General features: G+C 54.0%; 13 protein-coding genes and 1 pseudogene. 11 read left to right on the top strand and 3 right to left on the bottom strand.

Annotated elements, in window-relative coordinates; translation table 11 throughout:
* Positions 1-36 precede the first annotated feature (36 nt).
* The 7 genes from ispG to AC2LB6_RS09680 all read left to right on the top strand — a co-directional run bounded on the left by ispG (position 37) and on the right by AC2LB6_RS09680 (position 9,099).
* Positions 37-1,158 (top strand): flavodoxin-dependent (E)-4-hydroxy-3-methylbut-2-enyl-diphosphate synthase, encoded by a 1,122-nt coding sequence (gene ispG / locus AC2LB6_RS09650; protein WP_090958667.1) that lies wholly within the window; start codon positions 37-39, stop codon positions 1,156-1,158.
* 105 nt (positions 1,159-1,263) lie between these two features.
* Positions 1,264-2,538 (top strand): histidine--tRNA ligase, encoded by a 1,275-nt coding sequence (gene hisS / locus AC2LB6_RS09655; protein WP_490093327.1) that lies wholly within the window; start codon positions 1,264-1,266, stop codon positions 2,536-2,538.
* A gap of 39 nt (positions 2,539-2,577) precedes the next feature.
* Positions 2,578-3,195, top strand: a complete 618-nt coding sequence (locus AC2LB6_RS09660) for a YfgM family protein (protein WP_490093328.1) — start codon at positions 2,578-2,580, stop codon at positions 3,193-3,195.
* 19 nt (positions 3,196-3,214) lie between these two features.
* Positions 3,215-4,396: an outer membrane protein assembly factor BamB gene (bamB, locus tag AC2LB6_RS09665; RefSeq protein ID WP_090958677.1), complete on the top strand. Its 1,182-nt coding sequence runs from the start codon at positions 3,215-3,217 to the stop codon at positions 4,394-4,396.
* Positions 4,397-4,570: 174 nt separating this feature from the next.
* Entirely contained in the window at positions 4,571-6,061 is a 1,491-nt protein-coding gene (gene der, locus AC2LB6_RS09670; protein ID WP_090958680.1) for a ribosome biogenesis GTPase Der, read from the top strand.
* 62 nt (positions 6,062-6,123) lie between these two features.
* A complete protein-coding gene (locus tag AC2LB6_RS09675; protein WP_490093329.1) occupies positions 6,124-6,345 on the top strand; it encodes a zinc ribbon domain-containing protein in 222 nt (73 codons plus the stop codon).
* A gap of 312 nt (positions 6,346-6,657) precedes the next feature.
* Entirely contained in the window at positions 6,658-9,099 is a 2,442-nt protein-coding gene (locus tag AC2LB6_RS09680) for a glucose/quinate/shikimate family membrane-bound PQQ-dependent dehydrogenase (protein WP_490093330.1), read from the top strand.
* A gap of 44 nt (positions 9,100-9,143) precedes the next feature.
* Here the strand turns inward: AC2LB6_RS09680 and AC2LB6_RS09685 are convergent, their stop codons facing one another.
* From AC2LB6_RS09685 to xseA, 3 genes are all read right to left on the bottom strand, one after another.
* Positions 9,144-9,476 (bottom strand): protealysin inhibitor emfourin, encoded by a 333-nt coding sequence (locus AC2LB6_RS09685; protein WP_490093331.1) that lies wholly within the window; start codon positions 9,474-9,476, stop codon positions 9,144-9,146.
* A complete protein-coding gene (locus AC2LB6_RS09690; protein ID WP_490093332.1) occupies positions 9,473-10,486 on the bottom strand; it encodes a M4 family metallopeptidase in 1,014 nt (337 codons plus the stop codon). The genes AC2LB6_RS09685 and AC2LB6_RS09690 overlap by 4 nt, the downstream gene beginning before the upstream one ends.
* 118 nt (positions 10,487-10,604) lie before the next feature.
* Positions 10,605-11,978: an exodeoxyribonuclease VII large subunit gene (gene xseA, locus AC2LB6_RS09695; RefSeq protein WP_490093371.1), complete on the bottom strand. Its 1,374-nt coding sequence runs from the start codon at positions 11,976-11,978 to the stop codon at positions 10,605-10,607.
* A gap of 168 nt (positions 11,979-12,146) precedes the next feature.
* On the opposite strand from xseA, the gene guaB reads away from it, so the two are divergent.
* The 4 genes and pseudogenes from guaB to AC2LB6_RS09715 all read left to right on the top strand — a co-directional run bounded on the left by guaB (position 12,147) and on the right by AC2LB6_RS09715 (position 17,389).
* On the top strand, positions 12,147-13,613 hold the full coding sequence (gene guaB / locus AC2LB6_RS09700; protein WP_003848714.1) for an IMP dehydrogenase: 1,467 nt from the start codon (positions 12,147-12,149) through the stop codon (positions 13,611-13,613).
* Between the two features lie 68 nt (positions 13,614-13,681).
* Positions 13,682-15,262 (top strand): glutamine-hydrolyzing GMP synthase, encoded by a 1,581-nt coding sequence (gene guaA / locus AC2LB6_RS09705; protein ID WP_090958702.1) that lies wholly within the window; start codon positions 13,682-13,684, stop codon positions 15,260-15,262.
* An 88-nt stretch (positions 15,263-15,350) separates the two neighbouring features.
* A pseudogene (locus AC2LB6_RS09710) lies at positions 15,351-15,530 on the top strand (tyrosine-type recombinase/integrase); the annotation flags it as partial.
* Between the two features lie 419 nt (positions 15,531-15,949).
* Positions 15,950-17,389 carry an MFS transporter gene (locus tag AC2LB6_RS09715; RefSeq protein ID WP_490093372.1) on the top strand — a complete coding sequence of 480 codons (1,440 nt, stop codon included), beginning with the start codon at positions 15,950-15,952 and terminating at the stop codon, positions 17,387-17,389.
* Positions 17,390-17,402: the final 13 nt, after the last annotated feature.

Genomic DNA, 17,402 nt, shown 5'->3' on the forward strand with positions numbered 1-17,402 from the left:
GTATCGTGTACCGGGCAATTGTGGAGAAGAAATAATATGCATAACGAAGCACCCATTATCCGCCGTAAATCCAAACGCATTTACGTCGGCAAGGTGCCGGTCGGTGACGGCGCTCCAATCGCCGTTCAGTCGATGACCAACACCCGCACCACTGACGTGGAAGCGACGGTAAATCAGATCAGAGCCCTTGAACGCGTCGGTGTCGACATCGTCCGTATCTCGGTGCCTACCATGGATGCCGCAGAAGCATTCAGACTGATCAAACAGCAGGTGAATGTACCGCTGGTTGCAGATATTCATTTTGACTACCGCATCGCCCTGAAAGTCGCCGAGTATGGCGTCGACTGCCTGCGCATCAATCCCGGTAATATCGGGAACAATGAGCGCATCCGTATGGTGGTTGACTGCGCACGCGACAACAATATTCCGATTCGAATTGGCGTGAACGCCGGTTCGCTTGAAAAAGATCTGCAGGAAAAGTATGGCGAGCCAACGCCTCAGGCGTTGCTGGAATCTGCCATGCGCCATGTCGATCATCTCGACCGTCTTAACTTCGATCAATTCAAAGTCAGCGTAAAAGCTTCTGACGTCTTCCTCGCTGTTGAATCTTATCGCCTGCTGGCGAAACAGATCGAACAGCCTCTGCACCTCGGTATCACCGAAGCGGGCGGCGCGCGCGCAGGCGCAGTGAAATCTGCGATTGGACTGGGTCTGCTGCTGTCAGAAGGGATCGGCGATACGCTGCGCATCTCGCTGGCGGCCGATCCGGTTGAAGAAGTCAAAGTCGGTTTCGATATCCTGAAATCACTGCGCATTCGCTCTCGTGGTATTAACTTCATCGCCTGTCCAACCTGTTCACGTCAGGAATTTGACGTGATCGGTACGGTCAACGCGCTGGAGCAGCGTCTGGAAGACCTGATCACCCCGATGGATGTCTCCATTATCGGCTGTGTGGTCAACGGACCGGGTGAAGCGACCCTCTCTACGCTGGGCGTAACCGGCGGCAGCAAGAAGAGTGGTTTCTACGAAGATGGTGTGCGTCAGCGCGATCGTCTCGACAACAATGACATGATCGATCAGCTGGAAGCGCGTATTCGTGCCAAAGCGTCGATGCTGGATGCCAGCCGCCGTATTGATGTGCAGCATCTGGAAAAATAATGGCGCGCGCGGTCTGCGTGCGTGACTTTTTTGACTGAACCTGTGCGGTTTCATCCTCATAAGGTATGATGCCGGACAGGTTTTTTTGCATTAAGAGATTCTAACGTGGCGAAGAATATTCAGGCGATTCGCGGGATGAACGACTACCTGCCTGCCGATACTGCCCTCTGGCAACGGATTGAAGGCGTTCTCAAGCAGACGCTGGCGAGCTACGGTTACAGCGAAATTCGCTTACCGCTGGTGGAGCAAACCCCACTGTTTAAACGCGCCATCGGTGAAGTCACCGACGTGGTTGAAAAAGAGATGTATACCTTCGAAGACCGCAACGGTGAAAGCCTGACGCTGCGTCCGGAAGGCACGGCTGGCTGCGTGCGAGCCGGTATCGAACACGGTTTACTCTACAACCAGGAACAGCGTCTGTGGTACATGGGACCGATGTTCCGCTATGAGCGTCCGCAGAAAGGCCGCTATCGTCAGTTCTATCAGATTGGCGTGGAAGTGTTTGGTCTGCAGGGGCCGGATATTGATGCTGAACTGATCATGCTGAATGCCCGCTGGTGGAAAGCCCTGGGTATCTCTGAGCACGTTCGCCTGGAACTTAACTCTATTGGTTCGCTGGAAGCGCGTGCTCATTACCGCGACGCGCTGGTCGCCTTCCTTGAACAGCACAAAGAGGTGCTGGACGAGGATTGCAAACGCCGCATGTACAGCAACCCGATGCGCGTTCTCGACAGTAAAAATCCCGATGTTCAGCAGCTGCTGAATGATGCGCCACAGCTTGGCGACTATCTGGATGAGGAATCACGCGAACATTTCAGCGGCCTGTGTGCCCTGCTGGATGACGCCGGAATCAGCTACACGGTCAATCAGCGTCTGGTGCGCGGTCTGGATTACTACAATCGCACCGTGATTGAGTGGGTCACCGATAGCCTGGGTTCACAGGGCACGGTTTGCGGCGGCGGTCGCTACGATGGCCTGGTTGAGCAGCTCGGTGGTCGCGCAACGCCAGCCGTAGGCTTTGCCATGGGCATGGAGCGCCTGGTGCTGCTGGTTCAGGCGGTTAATCCTGAATTTGAACCGACGAGCAATGTGGATGTCTATGTTATCGCTTCAGGTCAGGGCGTGCAGTCTGCTGCAATGCAGCTGGCTGAAAAATTGCGTGATGAAGCGCCAGAACTGAGGCTGATGACCAACTTTGGCGGCGGCAACTTCAAGAAGCAATTTGCCCGTGCTGACAAGTGGGGCGCTCGTGTTGCCCTGGTGTTAGGCGAGGATGAAGTCAAAGCCGGTCAGGTCGTGATTAAAGATCTGCGCCGTGGCGAGCAGCAAACGCTGGATCAGGCAGAGGCTGCTGCTGTATTGCGCACGCTGCTACAGTAAGCGTGACACAGCACCAACCATAGAAAGGAGAGGGATTGCGTGGAAGTGTATAGCAATGAGAACGAGCAGACCGACGCGCTGCGCAACTTTTTTGCCAACAATGGCAAAGCGTTAGCCATTGGCGTAGTGATCGGCATTGCTGCGCTGGGCGGCTGGCGTTACTGGAGCAGTCATCAGGACGATACGGCGAAGTCAGTTTCTGCGCAGTATCAGCAACTGACCAGCGCCATGCAGGCGGGCAAACCGGAGACGCTGGAAGCGGTAAACCGTTTTGCCAGTGAAAACAGCAATACCTATGGTGCGCTGGCTGCGATGGATCTGGCTAAGCAGTATGTTGATGCTGGCCAGCTCGATAAGGCTGCGGCGCTGCTGCAAAACGGACTGAAAGATACCAAAGATGCCAATCTGCAGGCGGTCATTAACCTGCGCCTGGCACGCATTCAACTGCAACAGAATCAAGCGGATGCGGCGCTTAATACCCTTGACGGTGTGAAGGGTGATGGCTGGACAGCCATTGTGGCCGATATTCGCGGCGAAGCGCTGCTGACCAAAGGCGACAAGCAGGGCGCGCGCGATGCCTGGAGTAAAGGGGTTGAATCTGACGCCTCACCGGCATTGAAGCAAATGATGCAGATGAAGATGAATAACTTAAGCTAAGCCAGTCAAGAGAGAGCGCATGGAATTACGTAAATACCTGCTGCCGGGACTGATTTCAGTCACTTTGCTCAGCGGTTGTTCGCTGTTTAGCGGCGAAGAAGATGTAGTAAAAATGGCCCCGTTGCCGAAGGTGGAAAATCAGTTCACGCCACAGAAAGTGTGGAGCACCTCAGTTGGCGATGGCGTCGGTGATTTCTACTCAAATCTGCATCCTGCCTGGCAGGATAATACGGTTTACGCTGCCGACCGCTTTGGTATTGTCAAAGCGCTGGATGCCGCAGACGGTAAAGAAAAATGGAAAGTCGATCTCTCTGAGAAAACCGGCTTCTTCTCGAAAAACATCTCAGCCCTGTTATCAGGCGGCCTGACGGCGGATGGCGATCGCATTTATGTTGGCAGCGAACGCGGCCAGGTTTATGCCCTGAACAGCAGTGATGGTAGCCTGGCCTGGCAGACGAAAGTCGCTGGTGAAGCGCTGTCACGGCCGGTGGTCAGCGATGGTCTGGTGCTGATTCATACCAGCAACGGCATGTTGCAGGGACTGGATCAGAGCAGCGGTGCGGTGAAGTGGAGCGTCAACCTGGATATGCCAGCGTTGTCACTGCGCGGTGAATCTGCTCCGGCTGTAGCCTTTGGCGGCGCGATTGTCGGCGGCGATAACGGCCGTGTCAGTGCCGTGGTGATGAACCAGGGACAGCTGATCTGGCAGCAGCGTATTTCTCAGGTCAGCGGTGCCACTGAGATCGATCGTCTTAACGATGTCGATACCACACCGGTTATCGTTAACGGCGTCGTTTACGCACTGGCCTACAACGGCAATCTGTCTGCGCTGGATCTGCGTTCAGGTCAGATTTTGTGGAAGCGCGAAATCGGCGGTGTGAAGGATCTGATTGTTGATGCCGGCCATATCTATCTGGTCGATCAGGACGATCGTGTGATTGCGCTGAACGCTGACGGTGGTGTTGCCATCTGGCGTCAGAGCGATCTGCTGCATCGCAACCTGACGTCACCGGTGCTCTACAACGGCTATCTGGTGGTCGGCGATAGCGAAGGTTATCTGCACTGGCTGAACACCACTGATGGTCGTTTTGTCGCGCAGCAGGAACTGGATAGCTCAGGCTTCCAGACCGAGCCGGTGGTCGCCAGCGATAAGCTGCTGATCCAGTCGAAAGATGGTGAGGTTTATGCGATTACCCGTTAACGGGTAAACGTCTGGCAGGTGAAATCCTCCGTTCCGACGGCTCCTGATTTAATCAGGGGCCGTTTCGTTTTTAGTCAGGCATGGTATTCTTTGCGCCTTAAGCCTGAACTTAACGGCCAGAGCCGTTATAATCACGCCATTCGGGCGATTAATTATTTATTGAGGCATTTTGTTATGGTACCTGTGGTCGCGCTGGTTGGGCGTCCCAATGTGGGAAAATCTACGCTATTCAACCGTTTAACACGCACACGTGATGCGCTGGTAGCGGATTTTCCTGGACTGACTCGCGATCGCAAATATGGTCGCGCCGAAGTGGAAGGGCGCGAATTTATTGTTATTGATACCGGTGGTATCGACGGCTCCGAAGAGGGTGTCGAAACGCGGATGGCCGAGCAGTCACTGCTGGCGATTGAAGAAGCCGATGTTGTGCTGTTTATGGTCGATGCACGTGCAGGCCTGATGGCCGCCGATCTGCAAATCGCTAAGCATCTCCGTTCCCGTCAGAAAGCGACCTTCCTGGTGGCTAACAAAACTGACGGGATGGATCCGGATCAGGCGGTTGTCGACTTCTATTCACTGGGTCTGGGCGAGATCCACGCCATTGCGGCATCGCATGGCCGTGGCGTGAGCAGCCTGATAGAAGAGGCACTGCTGCCGTGGATGGACAAAGTTGAGGCGGTCGAGCTCACTGAAGAAGAAGAGAACCAGGCTTACTGGGCTGCGCTTGAAGCTGACGAGATTGCTGAGCAGGAAGCCGCAGAGGAAGAAGAAAACTTCGACCCGACAGGCTTGCCAATCAAACTGGCGATCGTCGGCCGTCCTAACGTAGGTAAGTCAACGCTTACCAACCGCATTCTCGGTGAAGACCGCGTGGTGGTCTACGATATGCCGGGTACCACCCGCGACAGCATCTATATTCCGATGGAGCGTGATGGACGTGAATACGTTCTGATCGACACCGCCGGTGTGCGTAAGCGTGCCAAAATCTCTGACACCGTTGAGAAATTCTCGGTGATCAAGACACTGCAGGCGATTGAAGATGCCAACGTGGTGATGCTGGTGATTGATGCTCACGCCGGTATTTCCGATCAGGATCTCTCGCTGCTTGGCTTCATTCTCAACAGTGGTCGTTCGCTGGTGATTGTGGTTAACAAGTGGGATGGCCTGTCGCAGGAAGTGCGTGATGAAGTGAAAGAGACACTGGACTACCGTCTGGGCTTTATCGATTTCGCCCGCATCCACTTTATCTCTGCGCTGCACGGCAGCGGCGTCGGTAACCTGTTTGAATCAATCACTGAAGCCTATGACTGTTCGACGAAGCGCGTAAACACTTCGCTGCTGACCCGCATCATGAACATGGCCGCAGACGATCACCAGCCACCGCTGGTGCGCAGTCGTCGCGTTAAACTTAAATACGCGCATGCCGGTGGTTATAACCCACCGATCGTGGTGATCCACGGTAATCAGGTTAAGGATCTGCCCGATTCTTACAAACGCTACCTGATGAACTATTTCCGTAAATCACTCAACGTGATGGGAACGCCAATCCGCATTCAGTTCAAAGAGGGTGATAACCCTTATGAAGGCAAACGTAACCTGCTGACGCCAACGCAGCAGCGTAAACGTAAGCGTCTGCTGGCGCATATGAAAAAGAATAAGCGTTAAGAAAATGAGGGCCATCTGGCCCTCTTTTTTTGCTCTGAATTCATCAGGGCAGGGAGAGAATCATGCGTGTGATGTGTGAAAAATGTCAGCAACCGCTGTCGCTCAGCGACGGTGAATTTATCTGCAGTGCCTGTGGTGCGCATTACCCCGCGCAACACTGCTGCCCCGAGTGTCACCAGCCGCTTGAGGTGCTAAAAGCCTGCGGTGCAGTGGACTATTTTTGCCGGAACGGACACGGCCTGATCTCTCGCAAGCGCGTCCTTTTCCAGCCGCCAGATCACTGACGGCGCTTTCAGCTACGCTTAATCTGTCTGAGAATCCATAGCGACGCCTGGCTCTTTTTGTAGCAAAAATGCTATTGCGCCGTAACAAACCGGTTGGATATGTTCACTCTGTAACGTACCAGGTGGTACAATCCTGCCGCGTCGTGGGAGGGGGCAGCCACATCCATGCTCTTCCGGCCTACAGATTCTCACGGACGCGGGTTTGTTTATATTCGATTTGAAACCGAGCGATGCTCTGCGCGCACCTTTTATCGCGCCGGAGTCCCGATGGCACCTGTCCGGGCGCTCTGTTTATTCAGGAGAGTAAGTGTTATGGCTGAAACATCCTCCCGTTCCGGAAAGGGGCTGGGAATAGCATCCGTGCTGCTCGGACTGGTGCTGCTTGCCACCGGTCTGTTTTTTGCAATTGGCGGCGGTAAACTGGTAGCCTTGGGCGGCAGTTGGTACTTTTTAATTGCGGGTATCGTTACTGTCCTCTCCGCAATTCAGTTCTTCCGTCGCAAATCATCGGCAGTGGTTCTGTTCCTGCTGGTCTTTATCGGCACCCTAATCTGGTCGCTGTTTGACGCGGGTCTGGAGTTCTGGCCACTGGTATCGCGCCTGATGGTGCCAGCCGGACTGACGCTGCTGGCCTTCCTTATCTGGCCTTCACTGCGTAAGCATGAAGGTAAGCACTCACCGGCAAAACCTTCATACGTCTTCTCTGCGCTGCTGGCGGCAGGGATGGTGGTGACGCTGGTGCAGATGTTCCAGCCTCATCCGACTGTTGCAGCGACTGGCGAAGAGTTGCCATTGATCCCGGTTGATAAAGCGAAACAGCAGAAAGACTGGGATAACTACGGTAACACTCCGCAGGGCAGTCGTTTTGTGGCGCTGGATCAGATCACCCGCGACAACGTGAAAGATCTTCAGGTCGCCTGGACCTTCCGCACCGGTGATACGCCTGTCAGCCCGACCGGTAACGGCGCAGAAGATCAGCAGACGCCGTTGCAGATTGGCAACACGCTTTACCTCTGTACGCCGCACAACAATGTCATTGCCGTTGAAGCTAACAGCGGTAAGCAGCTCTGGAAACGTGAAATCAACGCCAAGGCCGAAGTCTGGCCGCGCTGCCGTGGTCTGGCTTACTTCGACGCAACCAAACCGCTGCAACAGCCGGATAAGCCGGGTTCTGTGCCGGTGACGGCGGCTGTGCTGCCAGCCGGTGATAGCTGTCAGCGTCGTATTCTGATGAACACCATCGACGCACGTCTGATTGCAATCAACGCTGACAACGGCGAGTTCTGTGAAGACTTTGGCGATCACGGCATCGTTGATCTTAAAGCGGGCATGGGTCAGGCACCGGATCCACAATATCAGCTGACTTCCGCGCCAACGCTTGCCGGCACCACCGTGGTGGTGGGGGGGCGTGTCGCGGATAACGTGCAGACGGATATGCCTGGTGGGGTGTTGCGTGGCTTTGACGTTATCACCGGTAAGATGCGCTGGGCGTTTGACCCAGGCAATGTTGACCCGAATGCGATTCTGATGCCGGGTAAAGATTATACCCGCAGTACGCCGAACTCCTGGGCACCGATGTCTTACGACCCGTCAATGAACACCGTGTTCATTCCGATGGGCAGTTCGTCAGTTGACCTGTGGGGTGCGAACCGTACCGAACTGGATCACAAATATGGCGCCTCAGTGCTGGCACTGGATGCGACTACAGGTAAAGAGAAGTGGGTCTATCAGACCGTGCATAACGACCTGTGGGACTTTGACCTGCCGATGCAGCCAAGCCTGATCGACTTCCCGCAAAAAGATGGCAGCACCACGCCAGCGGTCGTGATTGGCGGCAAAACTGGCATGATCTTCGTGCTTGACCGTATGACCGGAAAGCCGCTGACCAAAGTCGAAGAACTGCCGATGCCACAGGGTCATATCCCGAACGAGCAGTACACCAAAACGCAGCCTCACTCGACCGGCATGCCGCAGATTGGCAACCAGACACTGAAAGAGTCCGACATGTGGGGTGCCACGCCGTTTGATCAGCTAGCCTGCCGCATTGGCTTCAAATCCATGCGCTATGATGGCCTGTTCACCGTGCCGGACACCGACAAGTCTCTGAGCTTCCCGGGTTCGCTGGGCGGTATGAACTGGGGCAGCATGTCGACCGATCCGAACAACCACCTGCTGTTCGTCAATGATATGCGTCTGGGTCTGTGGGTTCAGATGATCCCGGCTGATACCAGCAATATTGCGCGCGGCAGCAATGGCGGCGAAGCGATCAACACCGGTATGGGTGCCGTTCCGCTGAAAGGCACGCCATATGCAGTCAATAAAAACCGCTTTATGTCACCGCTGGGTATCCCTTGTCAGAAACCGCCATTTGGTACGCTGTCGGCGATTGACATGAAAACGCAGAAAATCGTCTGGCAGGTGCCGGTTGGTACTGTGCAGGATACCGGTCCGTTCGGCATCAAGATGCGCGTGAAAATGCCGGTTGGCATGCCAACGCTGGGCGGTACGCTGGCCACGCAGGGCGGTCTGGTGTTCATCGCGGGTACACAGGATTACTACCTGCGCGCATTTGATTCTTCAACCGGTAAAGAGGTGTGGAAAGCACGTCTGCCGGTGGGCAGTCAGGGTGGCCCGATGAGTTACGTCTCACCGAAGGATGGAAAGCAGTACATCCTGATCTCGGCTGGTGGCGCACGACAGTCACCAGACCGTGGTGACTACGTGATTGCTTACGCGCTGCCAGACAGCAAGTAACAACATTGAATGAAAAGGGCCGACATTGTCGGCCCTTTTTTTGCTTATTTACCGTCGCGCCATAGCGCCTGCAACTCTGGCGGTGCTACCTGTTCCGGAATCAGCAGCACAATGGTGCCTACCTCGCGGCGGGTAGCATACTGAATCTGGATGCGGAAATAACGCTGGTCGCCACTGCCCACCTGCGCGGCCTTCTCCTCGGGTTCGCCCAGCGGCATCGCCTGCTCCAGCGCATGGCAGACGCGCTGTTTTTCCGGCGGTGGCAACTCGCCCAGCATAAAGCGACGTTCGGCGCGTAGCCCGGGAATAAAGGCCATGCCGCCTTCACGCGCAACGATGATAATGGCATCATCGGTGAGTTCAGGCAGTTCACTCATAGCACGCCAACCTCCTTCCACGCCTGTTCAATAGCACTGCTGACCGAGTCACTGAACCGCTTTTTACCATGCTGAACGGTGAAGCGTGCAAAGGTCTTAAAGTCAGCATCCTGCGGCAGTTCGTCGTCACACACGGTGTCGTACCAGGCATACCCTGCCTGTTCCCACGCATGACCGCCCAGCGCGGTGGCCGCCAGATAAAAGGCCCGGTTAGGAATGCCGGAGTTAATATGGACCCCGCCGTTATCTTCGCGGGTCTTCACATAGTGATCCATGTGTGCCGGTTGCGGATCTTTACCCAGCATCGGATCGTCGTAGGCGGTGCCCGGTTCAGACATCGATCGCAGACCCCGTCCGTTAATACCTTTCGCCAGTAGCCCTTCACCGATGAGCCAGTCCGCCTCATCGGCGCGCTGTTTTTTACTGAACTGTTTCACCAGCGAGCCAAAGACATCCGACAGTGACTCATTCAGTGCACCAGCCTGCTCAAAGTAGATCAACCCGGCTTCGTTTTCTGTGACGCCATGCGCCAGTTCGTGCGCCACAACGTCAATCGCAATAGTGAAGCGATTAAAAATTTCGCCGTCACCGTCACCGAATACCATCTGCTGACCGTTCCAGAAGGCGTTCTGGTATTTTTCACCGTAGTGCACGGTTCCCAGTAATTTCAGCCCCTGATTATCGAGCGAGTTACGCTGGTAAGCCTGCCAGAAGAAATCATAGGTTACACCCAGAAAGTCCCATGCTTCTTCAGCCGCCACATCGTCATTACCGGGCTGGCCCTCCTGACGAATCAGCTTACCCGGCAGCGTCTGCTGACTTTGCGCATCATAAATTTCACGATTCACATGGCCGCCTGCCGCCGTTTTAACGCCGGTCGGCTTTTGCCAGTGCTCCGCCATGAGGTGCTGAACATGTGTCAGGGTGCGACGTGCCTGCTCCTGCTGGTGGCCGGAACCGTGTGCGATGATCTTGCGAAGGATATAGGGAGGAATAACGCAGTAAGCCATCTGAAACTCCTTAGCATCAGGAATGTGCCAAAAAAGTATAGACCCGTCAGGCTGGTTAGACCTCATTCATGAGGCCAGCAGTTAGTGGAAAAGTAGAAGCAGAAGGGTTGAGCCAGCGTCAGGAAGGGGTTTTGCGGCGACGCTTTTTCTCAGGCAACAACTGTGTCACCTGGCTTTCAACCCAGCCATCATCAAGGCGGGTGCGCAGCAGATCGCCGCTCTGGAGCTGTGCTGTTTTCTTCACCACTTGTCCAGTGGTGTCAGTGGTCACGCTAAAACCACGCGCCAGCGTCGCCAGCGGACTGACGCCTTCCAACTGCGCCACCAGCTGACCAAAGTCCTGTTTGTTGCTGTTCAGCTGTCTGGTCATGCTCTGCTGCAGGCGATAGTGCCAGCTTTGCAGCTGCTTTTGCGCCTCGAACAGGCGCTGCTGCGGCTGTTGGACGTTGAGCCGATGCGCCAGGCGATCCTGCTGACGTGCAGCCTGACGCAGGCGGGTTTCCATTGCTTCACCCAGACGCTGCTGCAGACGGAACAGAGCGGTCTGCTGACGGGCCAGACGCAGCTGCGGATGCTGCTGCTGTAAACGATGTTCAAGGCGGGTGTAAAGCCGCTGCTGGCGCGCCAGGTAGTAATCCATCGCCATCTCCAGCCGCTGTTGCTGTGACTGCAACTGACGCAACAGTTCCAGCTGGTTACGGCTGACGATTTCCGCTGCGGCGGAAGGGGTAGGGGCGCGTAAATCGGCCACGAAGTCGGCAATGGTGACGTCGGTTTCATGCCCGACGGCGCTGACGATGGGAATGCGGCTGGCAAAAATAGCGCGCGCCACGCGTTCGTCGTTAAAGCTCCACAAGTCTTCCAGCGAACCGCCGCCGCGCCCGACAATTAATACGTCGCACTCATTACGCAGGTTAGCGATTTCAATCGCGCGGACAATCGCCGCTGGCGCATCGACGCCCTGAACCACGGTCGGGTAGATCACGACGGGCAGAGAGGGATCACGGCGATGCAGCACGCGTAACACATCGTGCAGCGCCGCGCCGGTGGAAGAGGTGATGACCCCGACCTGACGCGCCGGTTCCGGCAGCGGTTGCTTATGCTGCGGATCGAACAGTCCTTCGGTCGCCAGTTTTGCTTTCAGCAATTCAAACTGCTGCTGCAGCAAGCCTTCACCCGCCGGATGCATACTTTCGGCAATCAGCTGATAGTCACCGCGTGGCTCATAGAGCGTGATGTTGGCGCGAACCAGCACCTGCTGACCATGCTGTGGTCGGAAGGTGACGCGACGATTGCTGTTGCGGAACATGGCACAGCGAACCTGAGCGCCATCATCTTTCAGCGTGAAATACCAGTGACCGGATGCCGGTTGGGTAAAGTTGGAGATCTCGGCGCTGATCCAGACTAGGCCCATCTCTTTCTCCAGCAGCTGACGCACTGTCGTATTGAGACGGCTGACGGTAAAAATATTGGCGATGGGTGGCAGCGACATGTGACGAAGATCAAATTCCAAATCAGCAGGTTAATTCATCGATACTACATTGCTGCCGGTGTGGATCAAGAGTTTTTATTAAATAATGCTGGAGGCAATCGATTACGGCCTGTATAATGCCGCGGCAATATTTTATCTATTCTCAATCACCCGAGGTGGAGTATTGCCATGTTAAGAATCGCTAAAGAAGCACTCACTTTTGACGACGTTCTGCTCGTCCCTGCACACTCCACCGTCCTGCCTAATACGGCCGATCTCAGCACTCAGCTGACCAAAAATATCCGTTTAAACATTCCTATGCTCTCCGCTGCCATGGACACCGTGACCGAATCGGGTCTGGCGATTGCGCTGGCACAGGAAGGCGGCCTTGGCTTCATCCATAAAAATATGTCGATTGAACGCCAGGCGGACGAAGTGCGCAAGGTGAAGAAACATGAGAGCGGCGTGGTCACTGAACCACAGACCGTCCTGCCAACCACGCCTCTGGCTGACGTTAAAGTGCTGACCGAGCGCAACGGCTTTGCAGGCTACCCGGTCGTGAACCGCGACAATGAACTGGTGGGTATCATCACCGGTCGTGACGTGCGTTTTGTAACCGACCTGTCTCAGCCTGTCTCTGCGGTCATGACCCCGAAAGAGCGTCTGGTGACAGTCAAAGAGGGTGAAGCGCGCGACGTCGTGCTGCATAAAATGCACGAAAAGCGCGTTGAGAAAGCACTGGTGGTGGATGACAGCTTCCATCTGCTGGGCATGATCACCGTTAAAGACTTCCAGAAAGCCGAACGTAAACCTAACGCCTGTAAAGATGCGCAGGGTCGTCTGCGTGTCGGTGCAGCGGTGGGCGCGGGTGCCGGTAACGAAGAGCGTATCGATGCGCTGGTCGCAGCGGGCGTTGATGTGCTGCTGATTGACTCTTCGCACGGCCACTCTGAAGGCGTGCTGTCACGTATCCGTGAAACCCGTGCTAAATACCCGGACCTGGAAATCGTCGGCGGTAACGTCGCCACTGGCGCAGGCGCTCTGGCGCTGGTCGCGGCAGGCGTCAGCGCTGTTAAAGTCGGTATCGGTCCTGGCTCTATCTGTACGACCCGTATTGTTACCGGTGTGGGCGTTCCTCAGATCACTGCCGTCTCTGATGCCGTGACCGCGCTGGAAGGCACCGGTATTCCGGTGATTGCCGATGGCGGTATCCGCTTCTCCGGTGACATCGCTAAAGCGATCGCTGCCGGTGCGTCCTGTGTGATGGTTGGTTCGATGCTGGCGGGGACCGAAGAGTCACCGGGCGAAATCGAACTCTATCAGGGCCGTTCATTCAAATCCTATCGCGGTATGGGCTCACTGGGCGCAATGTCCAAAGGCTCTTCTGACCGTTACTTCCAGACCGATAACGCCGCAGACAAACTGGTTCCGGAAGGGATCGAAGGTCGCGTGGCCTATAAAGGCCGTCTGAAAGAGATCGTTCATCAGCAGATGGGCGGACTGCGCTCGTGCATGGGTCTGACGGGTTGCCCGACCATTGACGACCTGCGCACCAAAGCGGAGTTTGTCCGCATTAGCGGCGCGGGCATCAATGAGAGCCACGTGCATGACGTGACCATCACCAAAGAGTCACCGAACTATCGCATGGGTTCATAATCCCGATTTCCCGCCCGGCTCAAGCCGGGCGCTTTTATTGATCAAGTCACCGTTCTGGAAACCCCTCAATGACGACGGAAAATATCCATAAGCATCGCATTCTGATTCTCGATTTCGGCTCACAATATACTCAGCTGGTTGCACGTCGCGTGCGCGAACTCGGTGTTTACTGTGAACTCTGGGCATGGGATGTCACCGAAGAGCAGATTCGCCAGTTCAACCCAAGCGGCATCATCCTTTCCGGTGGCCCGGAAAGCACCACCGAACTGAACAGCCCGCGAGCACCTGAATATGTCTTCAACGCTGGCGTGCCGGTGCTGGGCGTCTGCTACGGTATGCAGACCATGGCGATGCAGCTGGGCGGCACCGTTGCTGGCTCAAACGAGCGTGAGTTTGGTTATGCGCAGGTCGAAGTCACCACGCCAAGCGCGCTGGTTCGCGATATCGAAGATGCGATCAGCGCCGCCGGTAAACCGCTGCTGGATGTCTGGATGAGCCACGGCGACAAAGTCACGGCGATCCCGGCTGACTTCGTGACTGTTGCCAGCACAGAAACCTGTCCGTTCGCTATCATGGCCAACGAAGAGAAGCGTTTCTACGGCGTGCAGTTCCACCCGGAAGTGACCCATACCCGTCAGGGTCTGCGGATGCTTGAGCGCTTCATCATCGACATCTGTGAATGTGAAGCCCTGTGGACGCCAGCCAAAATCATTGAAGATGCCGTTGAGCGCCTGCGTGAGCAGGTGGGTAACGATAAAGTGATCCTTGGCCTGTCAGGCGGCGTGGACTCCTCTGTGACGGCGATGCTGCTGCACCGCGCCATTGGCGACCGTCTGACCTGCGTATTCGTGGATAACGGCCTGCTGCGCCTGAACGAAGCAGAACAGGTGATGGATATGTTTGGCGACCACTTCGGCCTCAACATCATCCATGTGCCGGCTGAGATGCGCTTCCTGGACGCGCTGGCGGGTATTGATGAACCTGAAGCCAAGCGTAAAACCATCGGCCGCGTCTTTGTCGAAGTGTTTGACGAAGAAGCACTGAAGCTGCAGGACGTTAAGTGGCTGGCGCAGGGCACCATCTATCCTGACGTGATTGAGTCGGCGGCGTCCGCCACCGGTAAAGCGCACGTCATCAAGTCGCACCACAACGTGGGTGGCCTGCCGAAAGAGATGAAGATGGGCCTGGTTGAGCCGCTGAAAGAGCTGTTCAAAGACGAAGTGCGTAAGATTGGTCTGGAGCTGGGCCTGCCATACGACATGCTGTTCCGCCATCCATTCCCGGGCCCAGGTCTGGGCGTGCGCGTGCTGGGTGAAGTGAAGAAAGAGTATTGTGACCTGCTGCGTCGTGCCGATGCCATCTTCATTGAAGAGCTGCATAAAGCGGACCTCTACAATAAAGTCAGCCAGGCGTTCACCGTCTTCCTGCCGGTCCGCTCGGTCGGCGTGATGGGTGATGGACGTAAATATGACTGGGTTGTCTCGCTGCGTGCGGTGGAAACCATCGACTTTATGACTGCACACTGGGCGCACCTGCCATATGATTTCCTTGGCCGCGTCTCTAACCGCATCATCAATGAAGTCGATGGCATCTCCCGTGTGGTGTATGACATCAGCGGCAAGCCACCGGCGACCATTGAGTGGGAATGATTTAACGTCTGGCAACAGCCTGCACGTATAAGCAATAAACACTTCTAAGCCCGCGTAAATGCGGGCTTTTTTTGTCTGGTATTTTTGGTTTTTTTCCAGACTGGCAATGGAAATTATGATTTCTCTCAAAATCTTTGCCGGCAGCTCTGATAATATCCTTCCTTCGCGCTACGATTCCGATGCGCCAATGAGTAGCGCTACTTTAAACCGTTGTTCAACGCTGACGCCTCTCCTGGCACAGAAAGAAGGGGAGCCGTTGCCTGCGTTTGCATAAAAACGCCTTAATTTAAGGTGTGATAAATAAATGACTGTTACATATTCTCTATTTTCATAGCCGGTTGATCAATTACGTTATTTCACTCTTGCATTGAGATATTTCTCAAGTGTGAGCCATCCCGCAAAATTACGCTTATATATTCATTCTTCTTTATCACAGAGAAGAGGCACTCAGCTAAATTAAATGCCTGCTTAGTATGGTAGTTCATTTGCTAAAGATATCTGCCGTACGCGGTCAATCTATGCTTCGCATACGGGTCTTTAAATGACTTTTGTTTCGATGATCACATAAATAAAAAAACATAATTAATTAATTTAAAAACATAATAGATTATCCAGGGTTACTTGTGTCAGAAAGTGTTCCACCTACACAAAAGAACCGGAGATATGATTAAAATGTGTAATAACATAATGCAAAGCCGGTATGATGAATATCATAAATTAACCCGCGGAGAGCGGATTGGTTATGGAATGGGGGACTTTGCGCAAAACCTGGTTTTCGGTACTATTGGCGGTTTTCTGGCGCTTCACATGTTGACTGTAAATACAATAAGTACAGCAACAGCCGGATTTATATTCCTTTTTGTTCGTGTTATTAACGTGTTATGGGACCCGATGGTGGGAACTTATGTTGATAAAAAAAACTCTCTTGCCGGAAAATACCGTCCCTGGCTTTTAAGAGCAGGGGGTCCACTTGTTATCCTTTCCGCTTTACTATTTGCTCCCATCCCAGGTATCCAGGGTTCCGTTCCTTTTGCATTTGTTATTTATTTAGTCCTGGATTTGGTTTATTCAGTAGTGAATATTCCCTATGGTTCTCTTAATGCTTCTCTGACAAGAGATCCTGAATCTATTGATAAACTGACCAGCACACGTATGATGCTGGCTAATAGTGCGAATCTTCTTGTCTATACGCTATTCCCGATGTTCGTACAAATGGCATCACCAAAAGATCGAAGCCTGAAAGATACCGGTTTTTTTGGCCTTGAACTCAATATGGGCAATTATACCGATCCCTCAGCTAACTACGCATGGTTTGGTGTTTACTCAATCTATATGCTAATCGGCGCGGTTGCACTTTTCATCTGTTATAAATTCACTAAAGAACGTGTGGTTGCGACGCCAGAACAAACAGCCAATGTAAAAGCGACAGATCTGTTCCATGAACTCAGACACAACCGACCGCTTGTCATTCTCGGATTGTTTTTCATGCTGGCCTTTACCTTCATGTTTTTCATGAATACCGTGAATGGCTTTTTCAATCAGTACGTTGTTGACCACTCAGAGTGGATGGGCGCTATCGGCCTGGTCGCCTCAATTCCTGGTATCGTTTTCCCTATTTTCTGGCCCAGACTGAAGAAAATTTTTGGCAAAAAAGGCTTCTTCCATCTGTTCCTCGGCATGTTTATTATCGGTGAACTATTGACGTATATTTGGTCACGCGAAGGAATGCATGATGCACTTTGGCTGGCTTATATCTCAACATTCATCAAACAGTGGGGCTTAAGTTCGGCGACCGGATTCATGTGGGCACTTGTCCCTGAAGTGGTCGCTTATGGCGAATTAAAAAGCGGAAAACGAAATACCGCCATTATTAATGCCATTATGGGACTCTTTTTCAAAGTTGGTTTTACCATTGGTGGCGCGATTCCACTTTGGTTACTGGCCGCATATGGCTTTAACGAAAAAGGGGTTCAGCAAAGTGCAAATGCAATCGACGGAATAATTATTACTGCAATTTGGGTTCCAATAATGTTAGCCGCCATGGCGATGATCGTCATTCAGGTCTATCCCATTTCAGACAAACATGTCACAGATATCAATCGTCAGCTTGATGGGGTACGTGTGTAGTTTGAAGAATTAA

This window comes from Pantoea sp. RCC30.1 (genome assembly GCF_058148845.1).

Bases quoted from the DNA above. Each gene is read 5' to 3' on its own strand.
- ispG (WP_090958667.1), top strand. From the start codon at position 37: ATGCATAACGAAGCACCCATTATCCGCCGTAAATCCAAACGCATTTAC.
- bamB (WP_090958677.1), top strand. From the start codon at position 3,215: ATGGAATTACGTAAATACCTGCTGCCGGGACTGATTTCAGTCACTTTG.
- der (WP_090958680.1), top strand. From the start codon at position 4,571: ATGGTACCTGTGGTCGCGCTGGTTGGGCGTCCCAATGTGGGAAAATCT.
- AC2LB6_RS09675 (WP_490093329.1), top strand. From the start codon at position 6,124: ATGCGTGTGATGTGTGAAAAATGTCAGCAACCGCTGTCGCTCAGCGAC.
- AC2LB6_RS09680 (WP_490093330.1), top strand. From the start codon at position 6,658: ATGGCTGAAACATCCTCCCGTTCCGGAAAGGGGCTGGGAATAGCATCC.
- AC2LB6_RS09685 (WP_490093331.1), bottom strand. From the start codon at position 9,476: ATGAGTGAACTGCCTGAACTCACCGATGATGCCATTATCATCGTTGCG.
- AC2LB6_RS09690 (WP_490093332.1), bottom strand. From the start codon at position 10,486: ATGGCTTACTGCGTTATTCCTCCCTATATCCTTCGCAAGATCATCGCA.
- xseA (WP_490093371.1), bottom strand. From the start codon at position 11,978: ATGTCGCTGCCACCCATCGCCAATATTTTTACCGTCAGCCGTCTCAAT.
- guaB (WP_003848714.1), top strand. From the start codon at position 12,147: ATGTTAAGAATCGCTAAAGAAGCACTCACTTTTGACGACGTTCTGCTC.
- guaA (WP_090958702.1), top strand. From the start codon at position 13,682: ATGACGACGGAAAATATCCATAAGCATCGCATTCTGATTCTCGATTTC.
- AC2LB6_RS09715 (WP_490093372.1), top strand. From the start codon at position 15,950: ATGCAAAGCCGGTATGATGAATATCATAAATTAACCCGCGGAGAGCGG.